The sequence below is a fragment of the Microcoleus sp. MON1_C1 genome, from assembly GCF_036701945.1.
GTDB lineage: Bacteria > Cyanobacteriota > Cyanobacteriia > Cyanobacteriales > Microcoleaceae > Microcoleus.
The window spans coordinates 1-20888 of record NZ_JAUBRO010000060.1; the positions used below are offsets into that span (position 1 = coordinate 1).

Below are 20888 nucleotides of genomic sequence, written 5' to 3' on the forward strand. Positions count from 1 at the left end.
GAAACATCTTCTCTTCATCCCTTGGGCTTGTCTTGGCAACTAGAATAACTGCTCCCCCTACTTATTGAGCCGATACCGTCAGAGTATAGGACATAAACAGCCAGCAGCAAATAAAAAAATAGCAAATCGGTACGATTACAGCCAGATTTTGAATGCTGCTACTAGCAAATAGGGGAATATAGATGCCAAGATTGTTACCACCGTTAGAAATCGTGACTGCGGAAACACGATAAGTCTGCGGATCGCGAATTATTTCCCAGAGCGATCGCTGCCGAGAATCAAATCCGCGAAATTTAGAGTTTCTTTTCAGATTATCTGACTTATCTTCGGCTGAATCATCCTTGTTAAGGTTGAGTAAATTATTCAAGCCAATCAGTATCGGCAGAATCCCCAGTAGCCCCGTCCAAGTTGAGGGAATTGCTAGCCCCAGCAAGAAACCAACTAAACTTATCATCACCAATACCGTGAACCCTAGAAGCTCACCAACCACAATATGTTGAGGACGAAAAGTACGATTAACCTCACTGAAGAAGGCCGTCAGATAAATGTTGTCGTCAAACGTTGTTGCGACAGCAACAGCCAGTCCGATCTTAATTGTTGCAATTAACCAATCCATTACCATCTCTCACTCAATACCTATCCGATCGCCGAAACTACCGATTTCTCAATCGTTGTGGCAAACCCCCACAATCTCGATATGATAATGTGAGTATCGCATATTGGGTGTAACGAGCAAGCAAATTTGGTAGTTTATCCGTATCAAGCGGTGCTTTGACTCGATCCCCCATCTTCAGCTCATCCAGCGTCCATCACCTGTGTTTATCAAAGGAGTCATTATGATTAGCCGTTTGATTGACCTTCTGCCTAGAGGCGCAGGTCAACATATCTTACGGTCGCTCAGTTCGTCGGCCACTCGTAGATCCGCAGCCTATCGGTTTGCAGGTCTGTTTTGTATCGGCCTGGTCTCGATTTTAGTTTTGAGTCTGGCTTTTGACAGTCATGCTGTTGCCGCTTCTGCCTCTGGCAATGTACTCTCCCCTCTAGTCAGTCAGGTAAATCAGGTCAAATTGCCTAAAGAATCAACAATCCGGTTACTGGAAACGGTGGGACTGTTTGTGGGGGGCATACTTTTCTGTGTAGTTTTGGATCGCTGGTTTTCTAACCGTTCTGCTCATTCGGGCAACACACCCTTAGCTGAGCAAGCGCGGCGGCTCAAGCAACTCAAAATCGGTTATCCAGAGGGTATGACAAATCTGGAAGTCCTGCGTGCTAAAGGTTGGCTCGAAAGCCGTTTGCGACCATTTGGGCTGAGTGTGACTTGGACAAGCTTCTTATCAGCTTCTGCTTTGATAGAAGCATTAAGCAATGGGACGATCGATTTCTGCGGCGGCGGTGGTACGGCCAGCATCTTCTCGCAAGCAGCGGATCATGTATTTGTGCGAGTGGCTAAAGAAAAATATACCGCTCCTAAAGGTCAAGCGATTCTGGTACCAGAAGACTCTCCGATTCAGACGCTGGCCGACCTGAAGGGTAAGAAGATTGTTTTTGACAAAGGCTCAAGCGCCCATTACATACTTGTGCGAGCATTGGCAAAAGTGGGGCTAGAGTTTAGTGACATTGAACCAATTTATCTGACCCAGCCACAGGCGCTACCCCTATTCCGCGCGGGTGAGGTCGATGCTTGGGTGATTTGGGTTCCCTACACGACAACTCAAGCCCGAAGTGCTTATCCAGGGCGCTCGATTGCAGACTTAGAGAGCATCTTTGGTGACAAAGCCTCTTTAGAAGTTCCGACCTATTACTATGCAATTCCAGAGTTGGTACGCGACTATCCCGACTTGCTCAAGGTGATTTTAGAAGAGGTAAATGAAGCGGGAGCTTGGGCTAAGAAACAGGAATTAGAAGCTACGGTGCGATTGGCAGAGCACCATGAAATAGATCCATCCATTGTAGAAATTTTACAGCAACGTAGTGCCGAACGCGCTATTATCCCGATCGACGACCAATCGCTCACGGCCCTACAGCACCAGGCAAATATGTTTAAAGATTTAGATCTGATTCCTGAGCGGGTGAATGTGAAAGATGGAACCTATAGCTTGCAGACCAAGCAAAACTGGACTTATTAATCTGACAATTATACTCGAGTGTAATTTTTGTCTGATATGACCTATGTTTTTTTTAGCACAAGTCGGTCAAATATTAGCTCTCCCTGGATTTCCGGCGGGGTTGTCACCCCCCCACCGGCAAACCTACATCTTGATTAGCTGCATTGCCCGCATTTTTCCTAAAAAAAAACCCTCAACTTTGTGAGGGCTTTGCGATGCCAGGAACGAGACTTGAACTCGTGACACGTGGATTTTCAGTCCACTGCTCTACCAACTGAGCTATCCCGGCTTGTTTTTTCGCGCTTTACTATCTTAGCAGACACATACAAAATTTAGCAAGCACTTTTTCAAATTAATTTTTCGATCGCCCGGAACCGCCCGCCTGTAAGCTAAAAGCTGCAACCTAAAATCCAAGAATCGCAATGGCACAGCAACATCGGGACAGCGAGGGCAAGAGTCTGCTTGTCTTGGGCATAATTTGGCTGCTGGGGGCAATTAGCGATCGCCTCTGGTTTGCCCTCGATCGATCTGTCCCGGCGTGGGATCAAGCAGACTACCTGACTAGCACCCTGAAATACTTGCAGGCGTTGCAGCATCCTCAGTGGTTTTCCGGGGAGTGGTGGACAAACTTCTGGCTGCTTTCGACGAAAATTCCGCCCTTGGCATACATCTTAACGGTTCCGTTTCTTCAGGTTTTCGGTACTGGGGGCGATCGGGCAACCCTCGTTCATCTATTATTTAGTGCAATTCTCCTCGCCTCAGTCTACAGTCTGGGCGTCCAACTCTTTAACAGGCAAGTCGGTTTGTGGGCCGCTGCAATTTGCGTTTTGTTACCGGGACTTTATCGGTTCCGCTTGCAATTTTTACTCGACTATCCCCTCACTGCTGCGATTACTTTTGCTTTCTATTGTCTGACAATGTGGAAGGCTTCTGAAGGAAGAAGGAAGAAGGAAGAAGGAAGTTCGGCAACGGATTTAACGGATGTAACCGATAGAACTCAGTTGGAGGAACGAACAAAGGAAAAGTATAAATTCTCCCCCTCCCACACTCCCCCACTCTCCGCGTCATCTTTCTTTTGGGCGATCGCCTTTGGTATTTCTCTCGGCTTATCAATATTAGTTAAACACACTACCGTATTATTTCTATTTACCCCCATTGTCTGGTTGGCTGTGGGTGCTGTGCGCCAAAAAGCTTGGGGGAGATTAGGTCAATTAACTGGTGCTCTGTTGCTGTCGGTGGCGGTGTTTGGGCCGTGGGCGAAAACCAATTGGCTGTTAATTTTGACCGGGGGAAAACGGGCAACGCTGGATTCTGCGATCGCCGAAGGAGATCCGGCCCTCAATACGATCGACGCTTGGATTTACTACGGTCAACACTTACCCGAACACGTTTCTTGGCCTCTGTTACTTGTTCCCTTAGTAGGATTAATACTTTATTGGCGTCGTCGCCAAGATAGTTCGTCAATCTTGCATCTCAACTCCTGTCGGTGGCTGGCTGTTTTCTGGGGAGGAGCTTATTTAATTAATTCTCTAAATATCAACAAAGACGACAGATATGTGATACCTTATTTGCCAGTTTTATCTATTTTCTTAGCCTACTGTTTAACGCTGTGGCCTTCTCGGTGGGGACGACAAATTCGCTGGGGTACAATTGGCTTGGCAATTCTGGCGATGCTGTTCCATTTGTGGCCGCTGGGAGGTGCTTTTGGAAATAGCTTAGTCCAAATTATCAGTCCCGGCAATTCTCACTATCCTTACTTGGGCAAAGAGTGGCCGCACCGTGAGGTAATTGCAGAAATTATTGATAGGGAACCTTATTTGCAATCTACTTTAGGCGTGTTGCCTTCGACGCCGGAAATTAACCAGCATAATTTGAACTTTTACGGTGCTTTGGCTAATTTTCAGGTTTACGGGCGGCAGGTGGGAACGAATTTAAAAGAAGTGCCGCAAGATGTGCGATCGATCTCTTGGTTCGTAACTAAAAGCGGCCCGCAAGGTTCGATTCGCGAACGTATTAAACAAGCTCAAAATGCCGCCGTAACCGCCATTGAAAAAGGTGATAACTTTCAGTTAGAAAAAACTTGGATTTTGCCAGATTATACTAATTTAAATCTTTATCGCAAGCGAGTGCAGCCTGTCGAAATACAGCCGTTGAATGAAGCGCGATCGCAAGTACAATTAGATCGAGTTACTGTCGCTGCACAAGCAGTTCCCGGAGTCGCGCTGCCGGTTACTTATACTTGGTCTGGGCCTTGGCAGCAGTTGCAGTCTGGTTTAGTGTTGGTAACGTGGGAAAATCAGCAGTCTGGCGATATCCCACCGGGACAGACTTTCAGGATTTTACACGATCGCGCGATCGGCCAGGCGACTTTGCATCCGGGGATGCTGGAAGCGGATAAATTTGCTGTGGGGTTTCGAGTTGTCGAGCGCACGGCGATGCTTCCTCCTGCTAATATTGCACCGGGAACTTACAATCTGCAAGCTACTTATCTAAATCGGAAAACCGGCGAAACTTATCCGATTAATGTGCCGGCAATTAGTGTTAAGATCGAGGCAGAGCCTCTGGGTATGCGTTCTCAGGCAGAGCCGGGAAACGAGGATAATAAAGATAAGCCTGAGTTAGATTTGGTGACTCAATTGCGGGCGATGGCGGTTAATTTACCGAAAGGATTGCCAGGTTTAGAACCTGTGTTCGAGCAGATTGGGCGCATCAATCAGTACGATCCAATTCAAGATTATACTGTGCAAGCGGAACAAGCGTTAGAATATCGGTTGCAGCAGGAACCAAATAATCTAGAATTGGCTTATGCTTTGGCATTTTCTCGGGTATTGCAGCAGAATGTCAAAAGTGCGATCGCAGCCTTAGAAAAAGTCACCCAACTCGACTCAAAAAACCCTTACGCTTACGCCTATCTCGCTTTCGTACACCTGTACGGCTGGCATCCCAAAGCTGCTCAAACAGCATTAAAACCAGCTCTCGCTCTCAACTCCAACCTACCGGAAATTAGAGTTTTAAACGGTGTAGCGGCTCTGATGCAAGGTAATCTCATTCAAGCATGGCAAGATTTGCAATTCTTAAAAAAGTTGAAAGTTTAACAATCCCTTTTATTGTGGCACGGGCGTCCCGCCTGTGCTTCTAAATCTGTAACTCCTGTGCTTATAAATCTGTAAAAAACAGAAAACCAATGAACCAACTCAGAATTGTTTCTCTAATTCCCAGTGCCACTGAAATTGTAGCAGTTTTAGGATTAACCGATGCAATTGTGGGCCGTTCCCACGAATGCGATTATCCCCCAGAAATTCAAAATTTACCTGTTTGCACTCAGCCTAAATTCAATCCCGAAGGAACTAGCAGCGAAATTCACAACCGCGTGACAGAATTGTTGCAAAATGCGCTCAGTGTCTATAAAGTAGAAATAGATACTTTGGAAAAATTGCAGCCGACTCACATTATTACTCAAGCTCAATGTGAAGTCTGCGCTTGTTCTCTAACAGAGGTTGAACAAGCAGTAAGCACGCTGGTAAATAGCAAGCCGGAAATTATTTCTTTGCAGCCGAATCTGCTAGCAGAAATCTGGACGGATATTCAGCGAGTTGCTGATGCTTTGGGGGTAGATGGCAAAAGTGCGATCGACCTTTTGCAATCCCGCATCGATGCTATTACCTCGAAAACACAAGCCTCATCTATTATTAGCACAAAAGAGAGACTTCCCAAAGTAGCTTGCATCGAATGGATTGAGCCTTTGATGGCTGCGGGTAACTGGATTCCCGAATTAGTGGCAATGGCGGGAGGCAATTCGCTATTTGGAATTGTCGGGGAACATTCCCCTTGGTTAAAATGGGAATCGCTAGTAGAAGCTAATCCCGATGTAATTATTTTCATGCCTTGCGGCTTTGATTTAAACCGCACTCGCAGCGAAGCAATGCAGATAACTAAATACGCAGAATGGCTTAATTTGCAAGCCGTAAAAACGGGGAAAGTTTACATAACTGACGGCAATTCTTACTTTAATCGACCGGGGCCGAGATTGGTTGATTCGTTAGAAATTTTAGCAGAAATTCTCCATCCCGAAATCTTCGATTTTGGCTATCGGGGTAAGGGTTGGCAGCCATTTTTGTAAGTACCCGCAGCTAGCTAAAGCTTTATCTGTATTAATTCTGAATTGTCTGCCATACAAATAAGGACACAACATTGTTGTGTCCTTACTTCGCCTTCATTTAACCGAATCTGACATCAATTGATGCAAAAACCGCTAGTCTTACTTCGCATCAGGGGGCATCAGCACCTTGTCAATTACGTGAATAACGCCGTTGCTAGCTTTGATATCAGCTTTCACAACATTAGCGCCGCCGACAGTAACTTTGCCTGTGCTAACTGCCACCTTCAGCGAGCTGCCTTCAACACTTTTAACATCGCCGGATTTCAGGCTAGTAGATACAACCGAACCAGGAACAACGTGGTAAGCTAAAATCTTAGTAAGTTGGGCTTTGTTTTCCGGTTTGAGCAAATTCTCCACAGTTCCTTCTGGCAAAGCAGCAAATGCCGCGTCTGTCGGTGCAAAAACAGTGAAAGGGCCTTTTCTTTGTAAAGTTGCAACCAAGTCTGCTGCTCCCAAAGCCTTTGTCAGCGTCTTGAATTGAGGGTCGCCCGATGCAATAGCAACAATATCCTTAGCAGCGGAAGTTGGTGCCGGTGAAGCGCCAGTTGGTGGCGGTGAAGTGCGAGTTGGTGCCTGTGTAGCGCCAGTTGGTGCCTGTGTAGCCCCAGTTGGTGCCTGTGTAGCGCCAGTTGGTGCCGGTGATGCAGCGGTTTTCACTTTTCCTGCAACTTGTGAAGTTTGAGTTGCATTAGCAACATTGGTGTTGGAGGTGATGTGAGCCCAAGCCGGGAAACCAATCAACGCGCTAGCGCCGATTACTCCTGCGAAACCTGTCAGTTGTTTCATCCAGCTAGGTAAATTTTGATTTTTCATTGCGCTTGCATTTCCTTAGGAGATAAAACAGTGAACATGAATTGTTATGTTAGCCAAATCTCGACAAAAAGCAAGGTTGCCAGAGGCTAAGGTAGAGAGAAATTTCTCTTGCATCCCCGATCGAACAAAACTTCCTTACTATAACGCAAGCTGAGCAATCGGGCATCAACCGCTAAATCTGTAACTCAAAACCTCAATCACCGAACCAGTTTGGGGTAAGTCAGCAGCTTTGATCGAAATCGTGTCATTATTCAATCGGCGCACCGGCGTACCATCCATCAGCGCCAAGAATTCATCTAGCGGCACTAAATCGCACGCAGCAGTATCGGCGGCTTGGGTTTTGAAATGTGTCGGAATCACCATCTTCGGTTTGAGAAGCTGCAAAGTTTGCTTCGCTTCCGCCGGAGTGTAAGCTTTCGCCCCGCCGCCTACGGGAATCAGCACTACATCGGGCCGCCCGATCAAGATTTGCTCTTCAATGCCGATCGGGCCAGCCACTCCGCCCAAGTGTAAAATCTTAACGCCCGCTTGCTGCCACAGCCAAGCCACATTGACCCCAAATCGCCTTCCTCCCTCACGGTCTTTTTCCGTCCGAATCCCTTGAATCCGCAGCCCGTTAGACCTGTAAGCCCCAGGCTCGTACAAAAGGCCGGGATTGCCGGCAAATCCGTCGATCGCCCCTTCATCGAGCAACCGGCTGCTAATCAGAATCAAATCTGTTGGCACTTTAGGAGAGCGATAGCCTGCGGTACAGCCCAGGGGGCGAAAAGGATTCACCAGCACCCTCGCACCGCCTCCGGAGAACAAGAAGCAAGTGTGGCCCAACCACTGAACCGACAAAGAATCAGCAGTTTGAGCTTGATAGCTTTCCCATCCAGATGGCAAACCAGTGAAGAAAGCTGCTAGCAAACCCGTCTGTGCGTAACGTATTAATTGTCGCCGTTTCATCTTGTGGTTGCGGTTATCGGGTGTTGGTCGTTTGTTGTTATACCACAAAACACCGTCAGTCGATTTTAGATTTTAGATTTTAGATTTTAGATTTACTCCACAGATGAATCTGGGATATGGAACTTTCGTCTAAAATTTGGGGTTCACCGCGACGATTTTCGGGGGCTTGTGTCCTTTTGTGGGCCGTTGAGATGCGAAAATGTGCACCCTAGTTTTACCGTAAAGTTCGCAAGGCCCACTCTAAAAATCTAGATAATTTGAACACTCAGGTGTGGATTCCGCACCCGAAAGATGCACACAAAAACTCACAATTCACCACCCAACTAAAGCCGCGCCAAGAAATTTCGCAATAATTGCTTTCCCGAAGTCGTCAAAATACTTTCCGGGTGAAATTGTACACCTTCAATGTGCGGATATTCCCGGTGCCGCACACCCATAATAGTTCCGTCTTCAACCCAAGCCGTAATTTCTAACACTTCTGGACAACTCTGCTTTTCAATTACCAAACTGTGATAGCGAGTTGCAATCATCGGCGATTCCACGCCCTGAAAAACTCCGACTCCTGCGTGTTCTACCTGAGAAGTTTTGCCGTGCATCAACACGGGCGCAGAAACAATTTTGCCACCGAATACTTGACCGATACTTTGATGTCCGAGGCACACGCCTAAAATTGGTAAAGTCGGGCCCAATTCTTTGATTAATTCCAGAGAAATTCCCGCATCTTCCGGCCGCCCCGGGCCTGGAGAAATCACCACTGCTGCAGGCTGCAATTGGCGAATTTCTGCTAAAGAAATTTGGTCGTTGCGGTAGACTTGCACTTCGCTTGCTACGGGCAACTCAGCACCTAGTTCTCCTAGATACTGTACCAAATTGTATGTAAAGCTGTCGTAGTTATCGATGACTATAATCACGGGTTAAGTTAGATTTTAGGTTTTAGATTTTAGATTTTAGATTGACTCGCTCCCTGAAAGCAAGGGTTTCAAGATTTTAGATAGATGCCGAAGATAAAAATAGCTGCAATATAGACGAATAAAACTAAAAATCTCAAATTGGTCATCTAAAACCTAAAATTTGCCATCGCCCAATAAGTTACTGACGGGCGATCGCAATTTGAACGACTGCCCACAAAGGAGGCAGCAGAAGTGCAGCACCGACTATGATCGCAGCCATTGCCGATACCAGAACCGCTCCCGCACCGCAGTCTTTGGCAATTTTGGCTAGTTCGTGGTAAGATTGCCCGACTGTCAAGTCTACCACCGATTCGATCGCCGTATTCAACAGTTCCATGGCTAAAACTATGCCAATGGTGACGCCGATCACAGATATTTCTACAGGTTTGAGTTGCAAAAATAGCCCGAGTCCGATCGCCAAAGTGCCAATAACAGTGTGAATCCGAAAATTGCGCTGAGTTTCAAAAGCATAACTCAGACCCCCCCAAGCGTATCTAAAACTCGTAGCTAAGCTAGATGCGATTTTCCAGGACAGCTCTCGATTGTATTTCAAGGCTTTTTTAGGCTCGTGGACTGTCTGGCTAGAAGAGTCTTGAGGCATGGGCAGAAACTGTGCGATTGGTGATGAAATTGAGGGTCTATCTAGTGTCATAAAGAACCAACTTTAATTTACAGAGATGAATGAAAGCTAAACTTTTCAAATTAACTTGATCAAGTCTAGATAACTTTTCTAAGTTTTTACTAAAGTTTTTGTTTAATTTCAGAAAGTTATGTTGGGCTTGACCTGATTTGTTAAATAACCATCAACTTCAGTTATGCTGTTTGGATCGTAAGACCGATCGCCTGCAGCAATTTTTCTTGTCGATCGAGCATTTGAGTCAGACTTTCTTCATCTGGGTGATCCCAGCCCAAAAGATGCAGAAAACCGTGGGCTGCGAGCCAAGCTAGTTCGGTCTTCAGGGGATGTCCTTGCTGCTGGGCTTGTCGGTTAGCTGTATCGATCGAGATGACGATATCACCCAAGTATAGGGGTTCAGATGACTGCATTTCCTCTAACTGAGGACAGTCTACCTCTAAAGCTGCGAAAGCTAGTACATCGGTCGATCGATCGAGCTGGCGGTACTGGAGGTTGAGGGCTTGCATCTCTGGATCGGCGGTTAAACGCAGACTGACTTCGTAGCCTGGAGCCACTGGCACATCTGCCTCCTGGTTTTCCAGCCAAACGCTAAACCAATTTTCCCAGGTTTCGGCTAAAATCTCCCCGCTGGCTGCACTCTCAGGGAGGTTGGAAGCGTCGGCTGATTGCTGGGCGAGCCCGTAACAGTCTTCGACGTTCACCTCAATTAACATTTTTTTGCTCTCCTGTCAAGGGATATATTCAATTTTTTTACAAATTCCAATTGCGCGATCGAACGGCAGGGGATTTTGCTGTTGCTGGAAAGATACAGTAATCTGTTAGAGATTGCAATAGGCAGGCAGAACAATCAGCTTAACTCCCGATTAAGAAAGATCAAAAACATCAGCAGAAATTAGAGGCTGATTGTTGGAATCCTCGATTAAGAATTGAAATAGTGATCGAGAAAAGCCAAACCGACGAGTACGCCTAAAAGTCCCGCCGCTGTCAAAGCAAAATGAAACAGAGAAGTCGCCCGCTTGCGAACCATGTTCCGCATCGCCAGTTTGACATAACTAGGTGGAGGTGCATTGTTTGTCGGCGCTGTGGGGGTTTCGGCGGACTCTTCGGAGGCGGGAATTGCTGAGGGAGGTTGACTCATAGTGGTTAGTTTAGAAGGTTAATAGAGAGGCTGCCGAGGATAGGCTCGTCCCGATGGTAACAAATATGTAACGTTTTGTGTAGGAGTTTTTAGATTTCAGATTGCCGCAGGCTGGTTTCGGGCGGCAGAGAATCGGGCTAAACTTTCTTCAGCCATCAGCCATCCGCTGAACTTCAGCAATAATTCGCCTCACTGTCTCCGCGTCGGGCGATCGCAAATGCTGCAAAATGTCCAAAGATTCCTGTAAATAATTCAAGGCTTTGTCAAAATCTCCCTTCTTATCTGCTAACAACTGTCCTAACATTGCGAAACTAGCAGCTTTTCCTCGAACATCGCCAATCTTTTCCTTAAGTTCGAGAGATTCTTCATAAAGTGCGATCGCCTTTGCTACTTCCCCTTGATTGGCATAAATTCCTGCTAGTTGGTGCAAAGTAGCAGCTTTCCCTTGAACATTGCCAATCTTTTCCTGAAGTTCCAGAGATTGTTCATAAAATGCGATCGCCTTGGCTACTTCCCCTTGATGGGCATAAATTCCTGCTAGTTGGTGCAAAGTAGCAGCTTTCCCTTGAACATTGCCAATCTTTTCCTGGCGTTGTTGAATTGAGGTACGATAGAGCGAGTGAGGGATTCACAAAAACCAATTAACTGAAAGTCAAAGCCAATGAAATGTCCTGAATATAAGTCAACTCATGTTAATAAAAATGCGCCGAAGAAAGGCAAGCAAAATTATATTTGTGTTGACTGTGGCAGGCAATTTAGAGATGGCTATCAAACCCACCAGTGTTACGCGCAAGAAGTTAAATATGAATACCTAAAGATATATGTCAATGGGATGGGTTTTCGTGCGAGCAAGAGAGTCAAAGACCTGCATCACACGACAATAATTAATTGGCTCAAGCAAGTTGGAAAGCTGCTACCATCCGCTTACGATCTAGAGACAATTCCAGAAGTAGGAGAACTAGATGAGCTACAAACCTTTGTCGGATAAAAAAAACACAATCTGGGTGTAGACAGCAGTAGATTACTTTAGACCAGGTATTCTAGGATGGGTATTAGGAGACCGAGCGTCCTCAAACGTTTGAACCTTTGTGGGATGTAGTTAGTAGATGGGGATGCTATTTTTATGTGACGGATGGCCCGAAAGTTTATGCAATGTTTATTCCAGAGAGAAACCAAATTATGTGCCCAACTTACATGACTTGCGGTTGAAGGTGAAAACACAAGATTAAGACACTATCTGGCTCGCTTAAAACGAAAGACTTTTTGTTATTCTGGCAGCAGAACAAATGCTCATATCTTCAATTAAACTACTTATTCATTATCTCACGTTTAATGATGTTCCCCTTCCCTATTCAATTAATTATTTCGAGCGAGCATTAGTCACCGCACGCGATCGCTAAACCATACCCCAATTCCGCAACGCCATATGAGAAATTATACCAGCATGAAGGTGTGTAAAAGCTTTGAAGCTTCTGACTTCTGAAAACAGATTTCTGTAATAGCGACAATACTCATCAATCAATTTCAAGGTTGAATTAGCTTGGCGAGGGTTAACCATAGACCTAGCTCTGGTTTGAGAGATTTTGTTCTATTATACTCTGCCGCTTAGTGACAGAAGAGGGGTCAGCAAGTGGGTTAGCAACAGCGTATTCCATCGCAGCTTGGAATTTGGGTAGAGAACGCGAAATCATTTCTTCGTTGGCAGTAAGGGAAATTCGGAAGTAACCGGGTATTTCCTGGGGAGTTCCTGGTAAAACAAATATATCTTGACTTGCTAATAACTCCGCAAAAGCAAGGTCATCCTCCCAAGGTGATTGCACCAAGAGGAAGAACGTCCCATCAGGGTTATACATGGTGTAACCCATATCCCGCAGTGCCTTTACCATCCCATCTCGCTTGTTTTGTAAATGCTCGATATTTATGTTGAGTTGCTCTAAGTCTCCTAAGGCATACTGCATGAGCACACTAGGATAACACCAACCAAAAGGAGTTTGTTGTAGGAAAGCAATGATTCGTCTTATTTCTTCCCGATTAGGCATAGTGGGAGGTAAAGCAATATACCCTATACGTTGACCGGGTGCCATTAAAGTCTTACTATAACCATATACTAAGAAAGAAAATGGGTAAAACTGAGTAGGGCTGGGACAAGTTTGGTTGTCGAAAACAATGCGGCTGAAGGTTTCATCGGAAATAATATAAATAGGCTTGCCATAGTGCTTAGAAGCCTCGTTAAGTATACCACTCAAACCCTCCAGGGTACTAGCTGAAAAAAGCTTACCTGTAGGGTTGTGGGGTGAATTGATAATGATTGCTCGAGTCCGTTCTGTAATTGCAGATGCGATCGCCTGCAAATCCATATCAAAGGTGTTTGTATCCACAGGCACACCCACCGGAACCGCACCGGTAAAATGCACCATACTCCTATAACCTAACCAGGGTGGAGTCAAAATAATTACCTCATCTCCCTCACCAGCTAACATTTGCAGACAAATCGCCAAACCAACTACAGTACCATTGGTCATAAAAATATCTTCAGGCAATATAGAAAGTCCGCGTTTATCCTGAAGAGCAGCGGATACAGTGATCCGTGATTGTGGAATATTTCCCTTGTAGCCATACCACCCTTGATTTTGCGGTACACTCCAACGCTGTAAGGCTTCTACAAACCCTGGAGGTGGTATTTCATGGGCATCACCGATAGTAAAATCAATACTTCCCGGCTCAGTTCGGCGACTCATATAGGTCGCTTGGGTAAAGAATTGTCTTATAGGGGTCTGGTAACTTAATAACTTTAGTAACCGTGGTGAGATAAAGTGAGTCTTCCCTTCACTTGTTGGATCTGGCATGAGCTTATTTGGATTATTTTTGTCGTACATAGTAATTGGGTAGTAGTGTATAGTAATTGCAGGTCACGGAACTCGCCTTAACGATAAATTATACTCATGGACAAAATACCGTCGCCCACATTCTTGACATTTATATCCTTTTTTACCACTTGTTTACCATAAGTATGAGCGTCTTTAATAATTTTCCCCGCAGGACATCTTAAACAAGTGATACTCATATATACTCAGGAGTATTGATATTATTTTATTAGTTTAACATGATCGTGCACCACTACCAACTCTCTCACTCTTTACTGCATTACGGCATCATTTCGCAACAATTTGTAACGCATCAGCCGTAGAACCCAGTACCCTACACCGTCCACACAAACCAATCCCGGCGTTGCTGAATAGGGGTATGGTTTAGCAATCGCGTGCGGTGAGTAATGCTCGATCGAAATAATTAATTGAATAGGGAAGGCGAACATCATTAAACGTGAGATAATGAATAAGTAGCTTAATTGGATATCTGAGCATTTGTTCGGCTGCCAGAATAACAAAAACTCTTTCGTTTTAAGCGAGCCAGATAGTGTCTTAATATTGTGTTTTCACCTTCAACAGCAAGTCATGTAAGTTGGGTACATAATTTGGTTTCTCTCTGGAATAAACATTGCATAAACTTTGGGGCCATCCGTCACATAAAAATAGCATCCCCATCTACTAACTACATCCCACAAAGGTTCAAACGTTTTAGGACGCTCGGTCTCCTAATACCCATCCTAGAATACCTCGTCTAAAGTAATTTACTGCTGTCCACACCCAGATTGTTTTTTTATCCTATAAAGATTTGTAGCTCATCTAGTTCTCCTACTTCTGGAATTGTCTCTGGATCGTAAGCGGATGATTATTAAAGTTCCCTCTTTTTCATCATCCCCGGTTGTTTCCCAATTTCCCGACAAGCCAGAAATCGCAAACAGTTCCTCTGTAGCAGCAACTGCATCTTGTCCTTCGACGCTGATTTGAATATCTGCCATTACTTTTTATTGCCAGTCTACGTCATCTAATTATATCTCAGCAATTTATATGCGGGCGATCGCACTTAAACATCCCTCTCTCATCCGATCGATCCCCTCTCCTCCAACAAAACATCCGCCCCAGCAGCTTAAGTTTCGGACAGCGGGGGAACTGATACGGCGATATAATCTATTCTAAAGTCCTTGGCGGGGCGATCGTAAACCCCATTTAATAACGCTTGTAAATCTACAATTGGTTCAGCATCACCTACACGCAAAGGCAACGGAGAGGATTGTGAAAATTAAATGCACAACAGCTTATCATTTGTATTAATTGTGGAACGGGCGTCTCGCCCGTTAAGTGAATCGTGGAAGGGAGAGACGCCCATTAAGTGAATCGTGGAACGGGCGTCTCGCCCGTTCTAAAATCTGCGATTAAAATCGCTTAAAAATCGCCGTAACTGCTAATAGCAGCCTGCAATCTCCCAATCACTTCATCAACCGAAATCGCCCCCAACTCCCCAGAAGCCCGAGTCCGAATATTCAAACTATTCGCCTCAACTTCCTTCGCACCCACAACACCCATCACCGGAATTTTATCCTTCTCAGCATTGCGAATCAACTTGCCCAAACGCTCGCTATCCTCATCAGCTTCAGCGCGAATATTGAGCGCCTTCATCTTCGCTGCCACTTCCTTCGCAAACGGCAAAAACTCCGCGCTGACAGGCAACAACCGCACCTGAATCGGCGCCAACCACAGCGGAAAATCGCCCGCATACTGCTCGATCAAAATCCCGATCAAACGTTCCAAAGAACCGAAAGGAGCGCGGTGAATCATCACCGGACGCTTGCGAGTGCCGTCTTCAGCGACATATTCCAAATCAAAACGTTCTGGCAAATTGTAATCTACCTGAACAGTTCCTAATTGCCATTCTCTATCCAAGACATCTTGGAAAATGAAATCGAGTTTCGGCCCGTAAAACGCCGCCTCCCCAATTCCCTCAAAATAATTCATTCCCAAAGTTTCCACCGCGCGGCGGATTGCACCTTGAGCCTTTTCCCAAGCTTCATCGGAACCGATGTATTTCTCTAAATTGTTCGGATCGCGGAAACTCAAACGCGCTTTAAAGTTTTTCAGTTGCAGACTCTTGAAGACTGACAGAATCAAATCCACCACATTCAAGAATTCAGCATCTAACTGTTCCGGCGTGACAAATAAGTGGGAATCATCCACCGTAAAGCCGCGCACCCGCGTTAAACCGCCCAATTCTCCCGATTGTTCGTAGCGGTAAACTGTGCCGAATTCCGCTAAGCGCATCGGCAATTCGCGATAGGAACGCAATTCGCTTTTGTAAATCTGAATGTGAAAAGGGCAGTTCATCGGTTTCATGACAAAACCCTGTTCGTTTGCTGCAGCTTCCTCATCCTCCGCCATCAGCGGAAACATATCTTCTTTGTATTTCTGCCAGTGGCCGGAAATTTTAAACAAATCCACTCTGGCAATGTGCGGAGTCACTACTTGCAAATAGCCGCGCTTGATTTGTTCTTGTTTCAAGTAATCTTCTAAAATACTTCTCAAAACAGTGCCTTTCGGCGTCCACAAAGGCAAACCCGGGCCCACCGCATCGGCAAAAATAAATAAGCCTAATTCTTTACCTAATTTGCGGTGATCGCGTCTTAATGCTTCTTCTTTGCGGTGTTTGTATGCTGCTAGCTGTTCGGGAGTTTCCCAAGCAGTGCCGTAAATGCGCTGTAACTGAGCTTTGGTTTCGTCGCCGCGCCAGTAAGCGCCTGCTAGGCTTTCTAGCTCGATCGCCTTTGGATTCAACTCACTGGTATTTTCTAAGTGAGGCCCAGCGCACAAATCCCACCATTCTTCACCCACATGGTAAAGAGTAATTGGTTCGATCAAACCTTCTAAAATTTCTAATTTGTAAGGTTCGTTAATCTCCTTAATTCTGCGTTCCGCTTCCTCGCGGCTGACTTCTTCCCGAATTACAGGCAATTTACGGTTGATGATTTTGATCATCTCTTTTTTAATGGCTTTTAAATCCTGTTCCGTAAAAGGTTCGGGAGTGTCAAAGTCATAATAGAAACCGTTTTCAATCCAAGGGCCGATCGTCACTTGCGCCTTGGGAAATAACTTCTGCACCGCCATCGCCATAACGTGGGAGGTGGTGTGGCGAATTTTTTTTAGTGCCTCCGACTCACTCGTGCGGGGCAACTCAATCTTAACGGACTCTTCTGGAGGGGACATGGATTGTGAGCTAGACATCGGCTGAATTAGCAATTAATTTAGTTGCAGTTGCTTCTATCTTACTAAGATTGGGACAGTAAGCGCCGACTTCCGGCTGGGGGACACTCCGGGAAATTACAACAACGGCCCTGATGGTTGCGACGTTTAGTGCCTCCCGCACTCCGACTCTCAGAAACCGGATTTTTTACTATTTTGGTGGGCTGTAACTAAGTATTGCCTGAAAAAACCCGGTTCTAACCACCCGTGAGTTCCCGAACTAATTTGGCAGAATTTGAGGATTTCGACTCAAAAATCGCTGCTGACACAATTAAATTTATTCACACCCACCTGCTAATTGTTGTTAAATCATTGAATTTTTGTTAAAAATATGTTACAATTTGTAAACCTCGTCTAAGACTATAATAGATAAATAACCCAATTTTGATCCATGCTTAATTCCAATTTGCCCGAGCCAGAATTGCTCAAAGCGTTACTGGAACCGCTGTTAGAGGATTTCAATTACTGGTTCGACCGATCGGCAAACCTCTTAGAAAGTGAGGAAATGCCCTTTCTCAGCGACGAGGAGCAATCTGACTTGCTGGCGCGAGTCAAACAGGCTCAGCAAGAAGTAGGCGCAGCTAAAGGTCTATTTCAAGCAACCGGAGGTCAAGTTGGGATTGAAACCACAGCACTGATGCCGTGGCACAGACTGCTCGCCGAATGCTCGCAAGTATCGGCACGCTTTCGCTCATTGCAGTCAGCTCCCCCTGGAAAATAAGGAAGCGAGTTCAAGTTAAATTTGCAGTCAAATCCCCAACCTTGGGAAATGTGGCGGCCCACTTGACAACCTCAAACAGATTTCCAGTTAATAAGTTATTACTTGCTGAAACACTTTTGTAAATTGCTGTGTGGCTGTTTAGCCCGGAGGAGAAGATAATGTTGCACCTGCTTTATATTTTAGCTTTTACCGTTCTTGCCTTTCTGGCAGTCGGTAACTTAATCCGCAGTCTAGTCACCGTTGGTATGGAGTCTCAGCGTCCTCAACAATTCATGGCAAATAATCGCCACCCATCCTATCCTGGCTCTCAATCTGTACCGCATCCAGAACTTTTAGACGAACAGGGAAACATAGTCAATGAGCCACTGTTAGTGATGCGTTCGCTGACTGTCCAAGACGCCCGCGAACAATTAGATGCTCTCTACAAATCATCTCCGGGCGGCAGCGACGAAGGGGGCGAACTAGCCTAATACAACCACAGCCGCAGCATTTATACTTAGGCGCTATGCCTCAAAAAAAATATAGGACTTACAAGCTAGGTGTCCGAAACCCTTTTTCTTCATAGATTTTGGTGAAAATCGTTTCCGCGCTTCATCGGAATAATAATTTTCCGAGTTCAGTGCAAGCTTAAGATATCGCGATGATGCTCGCACCCTTGGCATCATTCCGCATCTAACCAGATTGGATATAAGTCCTCAAAATAATTGGCCGTTAGTTTTTAACTAATGGCCAATTATTTGTGATTTTTGAAAGTTTAATTGCCGATTAGCCCGATCGATCGCCAAAAACCGGTTCGCCAAAAACCGATACAGATGGCACTGATATCAAATAGCTCAAGAATAGTATAATGCAAGAGATCCGCAAGCGGTGCCTAACAAGTCTGAATGGTGAGAGTGCTAACGCCCGAATCGAAGCCTGAATAGATGAGTTGGCGTCAAAACCTAGAGGTAAAAACAGGTGACTTTGGGATGAACTCAAGGTCTTGGAGGCATACCTCTGCTTAGATTCGTCTAAATGATATGGCTACCATGATATGACTTAAACAGTCGTGTTATGAAGCATAAATGTATCAGATACTGAAAAGGGATCGCTCTAAACCTCCTATCGATCCTGTTTTGTCATCGGCAAAAATGCACGTTGAAGGCTAGATGATCGTCCCTATTTCGCTACTGGCAGAACTTCTGCAAGCTTTGCCCCAACTGCGGGCACAAATTTATTTCAAATCTTCCATGACAGCCTTGTCTCACGCGATGGAAGACTTAGTTTTGGCGGGTTCGGACGAGGAACCGCTAGTCATTGCAAGCTTTCAGCGAGAGCGCTTCTACCGCCAGGAAGCTCACCGCTACCGACGAATTGCCTCACGCTCGTCTCAGGTATACGTGCTGGCAGCACCGGAAACTGACTTTAAAAATGATTCGGAGTGTCACGAAACTGTCGCGTTTGCACCGGAGGACGGATTAAGTAAAGAGTGGCACTTAGTAGTGCTGGGGCAAAACTACTCAACTTGCCTGATTTGTCAAGAAAAAATTGTGCCGATCGACAACCAAGACGATCGCGGGCCACAGTTGATGGATCAAGCTCGCAGATTTGAAGGAATTTGGACGTTCGATCGCGAGGTAAGCTCCAAAGCTGCCGCATTGTTGCTCGATAGAATTGTCAATTATCGCCCGGAATTGGCCGAAAAGATCGAGCAAGCCCGAACTGCTTACAAGCTCGTCAAAACACCGAAAAAAACCAGGAAATCCGCCAATTCCAAAGCCGCCAAACCCGACATAATTACGGGAAAAAACTCAAAAATTCCCAATCCAAAATTGAGCGATGCTTTTACCGAACGCTTAGTAACCTACTTGCAAGCAGGCCAGCACAAATTGCTCAAAGCATACAGCGCCATCGCCGCTCAGGAACGCAAAGAACGCCTGGTAAACTTAATTACCACGGCAATGCGGCAGTCTCTCAACCCGCAAGAAATCGTCGAAGTTGCAGTGCAAGAACTGGGCACTGCCCTGTCGGCAAGCCGGTGTTTGATTTATCGGTGCAAGGCCACAGATGTGGCGGTCAAAATCGATCGCGAGTTTTTGGCTCCGGGCGCTAGTTCCATGCTGGATCAGACTTGGCTGTTGCAGGAAAATCAAATATGGAGCGACGCGGTGGCGCGGCAAGAGCGAGTTTACATCCAAGACACAGCACAACACCCGCTGATTGTCAATACAAAATCCCTGAAAAAAACTGTAAAAAATTGGCAAATTGTCTCTTGGTTAATGGTGCCAGTGCTTTATCAGGGGCGGGTTTTGGGAATGGTGGAAATGCACCAGTGCCGATCGGTTTTACCTTGGGAAGAAGACGAAATTGCTTTAGTAGAGGCGATCGCCACCCAACTCGGAGCCGCCTTAATTCAAGCCGAAACCTACGCTCATTTAGAAGAACTCAACCAACAATTAGAAGCATTAGACCGCACTCGCAGCAATCTAATTGCCATCACCGGACACGAACTCCGCACCCCTCTTTCTACGATTCAAGTTTGTTTGGAAAGTTTGAACTCCGAACCAGATATGCCCGCAGAATTGCGGCAAATCATGTTAGAAACTGCCCTCGGCGATGCCGATCGAATGCGGAAACTCGTGCAGGATTTCTTAACTCTTTCTCACTTAGAAAGCGGGCGAGTCCAATGGAATGTAGAATCGCTGACGCTGCAAGAATGCGTTGATTTGGCCCTCAGCAGCGTGCGATCGCGCACGGTCGATCAACAGTTACCGGAAATTATCGCCGAGGTGTCGGCAGAATTGCCTTTAGTGCAAGCTGACGGAGAGTGGTTGGTGGAGGTGCTCTCCAAACTGTTAGACAACGCTTGCAAATTCACCACACCTCAAGGAAGCGTGACTGTGCGAGCGAAATGCAACGGTTCTCGAATGGTGGAAGTGCTCGTAGCCGATACGGGGAGGGGAATCGAGGCGAACAGTTTAAAAGTAGTGTTCGATCGATTTTATCAAGAAGAAGGAGCTTTGCGCCGCAGCGCCGGCGGTACAGGTTTGGGATTGGCAATTTGCAAACAAATTGTTGCCGGCTGGGGCGGCAACATTTGGGTAGATTCGGCCGGAAAAGATAGAGGGAGCGAATTTCACTTTACTATTCCGATTGTTTAGATTGATAGGAATTGGGCATTGGGAATTGGAAATGGGGCATTGGGCATTGCGAATTGTTGATTAGAACTCACATCTGTCAAATGTCAACTAAATGGTTTGTAGTGAGGACTTTAGTCCTTAGGAGTCATATCAAGTCCGATTGCATC

Annotated in this window: 18 protein-coding genes, 1 tRNA gene and 2 pseudogenes; 7 read left to right on the forward strand and 14 right to left on the reverse strand. The window is 45.8% G+C overall.

Annotated features, from left to right (window positions below; translation table 11 throughout):
- Positions 1-61: 61 nt before the first annotated feature.
- Positions 62-616, reverse strand: coding sequence for a cadmium resistance transporter (locus QUA62_RS25045; protein ID WP_333407480.1), 555 nt, complete (start codon positions 614-616; stop codon positions 62-64).
- A gap of 220 nt (positions 617-836) precedes the next feature.
- On the opposite strand from QUA62_RS25045, the gene QUA62_RS25050 reads away from it, so the two are divergent.
- Positions 837-2126 (forward strand): aliphatic sulfonate ABC transporter substrate-binding protein, encoded by a 1290-nt coding sequence (locus QUA62_RS25050; RefSeq protein ID WP_333407481.1) that lies wholly within the window; start codon positions 837-839, stop codon positions 2124-2126.
- Between the two features lie 195 nt (positions 2127-2321).
- On the opposite strand, the gene QUA62_RS25055 is transcribed toward QUA62_RS25050, so the two are convergent.
- Positions 2322-2394: transfer RNA gene (locus QUA62_RS25055), tRNA-Phe, on the reverse strand.
- A 133-nt stretch (positions 2395-2527) separates the two neighbouring features.
- On the opposite strand from QUA62_RS25055, the gene QUA62_RS25060 reads away from it, so the two are divergent.
- Together QUA62_RS25060 and QUA62_RS25065 are read left to right on the forward strand one after the other, a co-directional pair.
- Positions 2528-5200 (forward strand): phospholipid carrier-dependent glycosyltransferase, encoded by a 2673-nt coding sequence (locus tag QUA62_RS25060; protein ID WP_333407482.1) that lies wholly within the window; start codon positions 2528-2530, stop codon positions 5198-5200.
- A gap of 89 nt (positions 5201-5289) precedes the next feature.
- Positions 5290-6225 carry a cobalamin-binding protein gene (locus QUA62_RS25065; RefSeq protein WP_333283541.1) on the forward strand — a complete coding sequence of 312 codons (936 nt, stop codon included), beginning with the start codon at positions 5290-5292 and terminating at the stop codon, positions 6223-6225.
- A gap of 138 nt (positions 6226-6363) precedes the next feature.
- Here the strand turns inward: QUA62_RS25065 and QUA62_RS25070 are convergent, their stop codons facing one another.
- From QUA62_RS25070 to QUA62_RS25100, 7 genes are all read right to left on the reverse strand, one after another.
- Complete coding sequence (locus QUA62_RS25070) at positions 6364-7077, reverse strand: fasciclin domain-containing protein (RefSeq protein ID WP_333407483.1); 714 nt, start codon at positions 7075-7077, stop codon at positions 6364-6366.
- A 165-nt stretch (positions 7078-7242) separates the two neighbouring features.
- On the reverse strand, positions 7243-8025 hold the full coding sequence (locus QUA62_RS25075) for an MBL fold metallo-hydrolase (RefSeq protein WP_333407484.1): 783 nt from the start codon (positions 8023-8025) through the stop codon (positions 7243-7245).
- A 323-nt stretch (positions 8026-8348) separates the two neighbouring features.
- The gene (locus QUA62_RS25080) at positions 8349-8936 is read right to left on the reverse strand and encodes a glutamine amidotransferase-related protein (RefSeq protein ID WP_190737465.1); all 588 of its coding nucleotides are present in this window, start codon (positions 8934-8936) and stop codon (positions 8349-8351) included.
- Positions 8937-9114: 178 nt separating this feature from the next.
- Positions 9115-9627: a diacylglycerol kinase family protein gene (locus tag QUA62_RS25085; RefSeq protein ID WP_190737467.1), complete on the reverse strand. Its 513-nt coding sequence runs from the start codon at positions 9625-9627 to the stop codon at positions 9115-9117.
- 161 nt (positions 9628-9788) lie between these two features.
- Entirely contained in the window at positions 9789-10325 is a 537-nt protein-coding gene (ybeY, locus tag QUA62_RS25090) for an rRNA maturation RNase YbeY (RefSeq protein WP_333407485.1), read from the reverse strand.
- A 206-nt stretch (positions 10326-10531) separates the two neighbouring features.
- Entirely contained in the window at positions 10532-10750 is a 219-nt protein-coding gene (locus tag QUA62_RS25095; RefSeq protein WP_333407486.1) for a DUF3285 domain-containing protein, read from the reverse strand.
- A 148-nt stretch (positions 10751-10898) separates the two neighbouring features.
- Complete coding sequence (locus tag QUA62_RS25100; protein ID WP_333407487.1) at positions 10899-11300, reverse strand: tetratricopeptide repeat protein; 402 nt, start codon at positions 11298-11300, stop codon at positions 10899-10901.
- Between the two features lie 111 nt (positions 11301-11411).
- Between QUA62_RS25100 and QUA62_RS25105 the strand changes: the two are divergent.
- Positions 11412-12150 (forward strand): annotated as a pseudogene (locus QUA62_RS25105) (IS1 family transposase).
- A 162-nt stretch (positions 12151-12312) separates the two neighbouring features.
- On the opposite strand, the gene QUA62_RS25110 reads toward QUA62_RS25105, so the two are convergent.
- The 5 genes and pseudogenes from QUA62_RS25110 to thrS all read right to left on the reverse strand — a co-directional run bounded on the left by QUA62_RS25110 (position 12313) and on the right by thrS (position 16863).
- On the reverse strand, positions 12313-13626 hold the full coding sequence (locus tag QUA62_RS25110; protein ID WP_333407488.1) for an aminotransferase class I/II-fold pyridoxal phosphate-dependent enzyme: 1314 nt from the start codon (positions 13624-13626) through the stop codon (positions 12313-12315).
- Between the two features lie 372 nt (positions 13627-13998).
- Positions 13999-14470, reverse strand: a pseudogene (locus QUA62_RS25115) (IS1 family transposase); the annotation flags it as partial.
- Positions 14430-14609 carry a hypothetical protein gene (locus tag QUA62_RS25120; protein WP_190662632.1) on the reverse strand — a complete coding sequence of 60 codons (180 nt, stop codon included), beginning with the start codon at positions 14607-14609 and terminating at the stop codon, positions 14430-14432. The pseudogene QUA62_RS25115 and the gene QUA62_RS25120, both read right to left, overlap by 41 nt.
- 128 nt (positions 14610-14737) lie before the next feature.
- Positions 14738-14872: a DUF4058 family protein gene (locus QUA62_RS25125; RefSeq protein WP_333407489.1), complete on the reverse strand. Its 135-nt coding sequence runs from the start codon at positions 14870-14872 to the stop codon at positions 14738-14740.
- A 161-nt stretch (positions 14873-15033) separates the two neighbouring features.
- Positions 15034-16863, reverse strand: coding sequence for a threonine--tRNA ligase (thrS, locus tag QUA62_RS25130; protein ID WP_333407490.1), 1830 nt, complete (start codon positions 16861-16863; stop codon positions 15034-15036).
- Between the two features lie 409 nt (positions 16864-17272).
- Here thrS and QUA62_RS25135 point away from each other — a divergent pair, with 409 nt between their 5' ends.
- The 3 genes from QUA62_RS25135 to QUA62_RS25145 all read left to right on the forward strand — a co-directional run bounded on the left by QUA62_RS25135 (position 17273) and on the right by QUA62_RS25145 (position 20742).
- Positions 17273-17602: a DUF2605 domain-containing protein gene (locus QUA62_RS25135; RefSeq protein WP_333407491.1), complete on the forward strand. Its 330-nt coding sequence runs from the start codon at positions 17273-17275 to the stop codon at positions 17600-17602.
- 158 nt (positions 17603-17760) lie between these two features.
- Positions 17761-18072, forward strand: a complete 312-nt coding sequence (locus QUA62_RS25140; protein ID WP_190662628.1) for a DUF2973 domain-containing protein — start codon at positions 17761-17763, stop codon at positions 18070-18072.
- Between the two features lie 678 nt (positions 18073-18750).
- Positions 18751-20742, forward strand: coding sequence for a DICT sensory domain-containing protein (locus QUA62_RS25145; RefSeq protein ID WP_333407492.1), 1992 nt, complete (start codon positions 18751-18753; stop codon positions 20740-20742).
- Positions 20743-20888 lie beyond the last annotated feature (146 nt).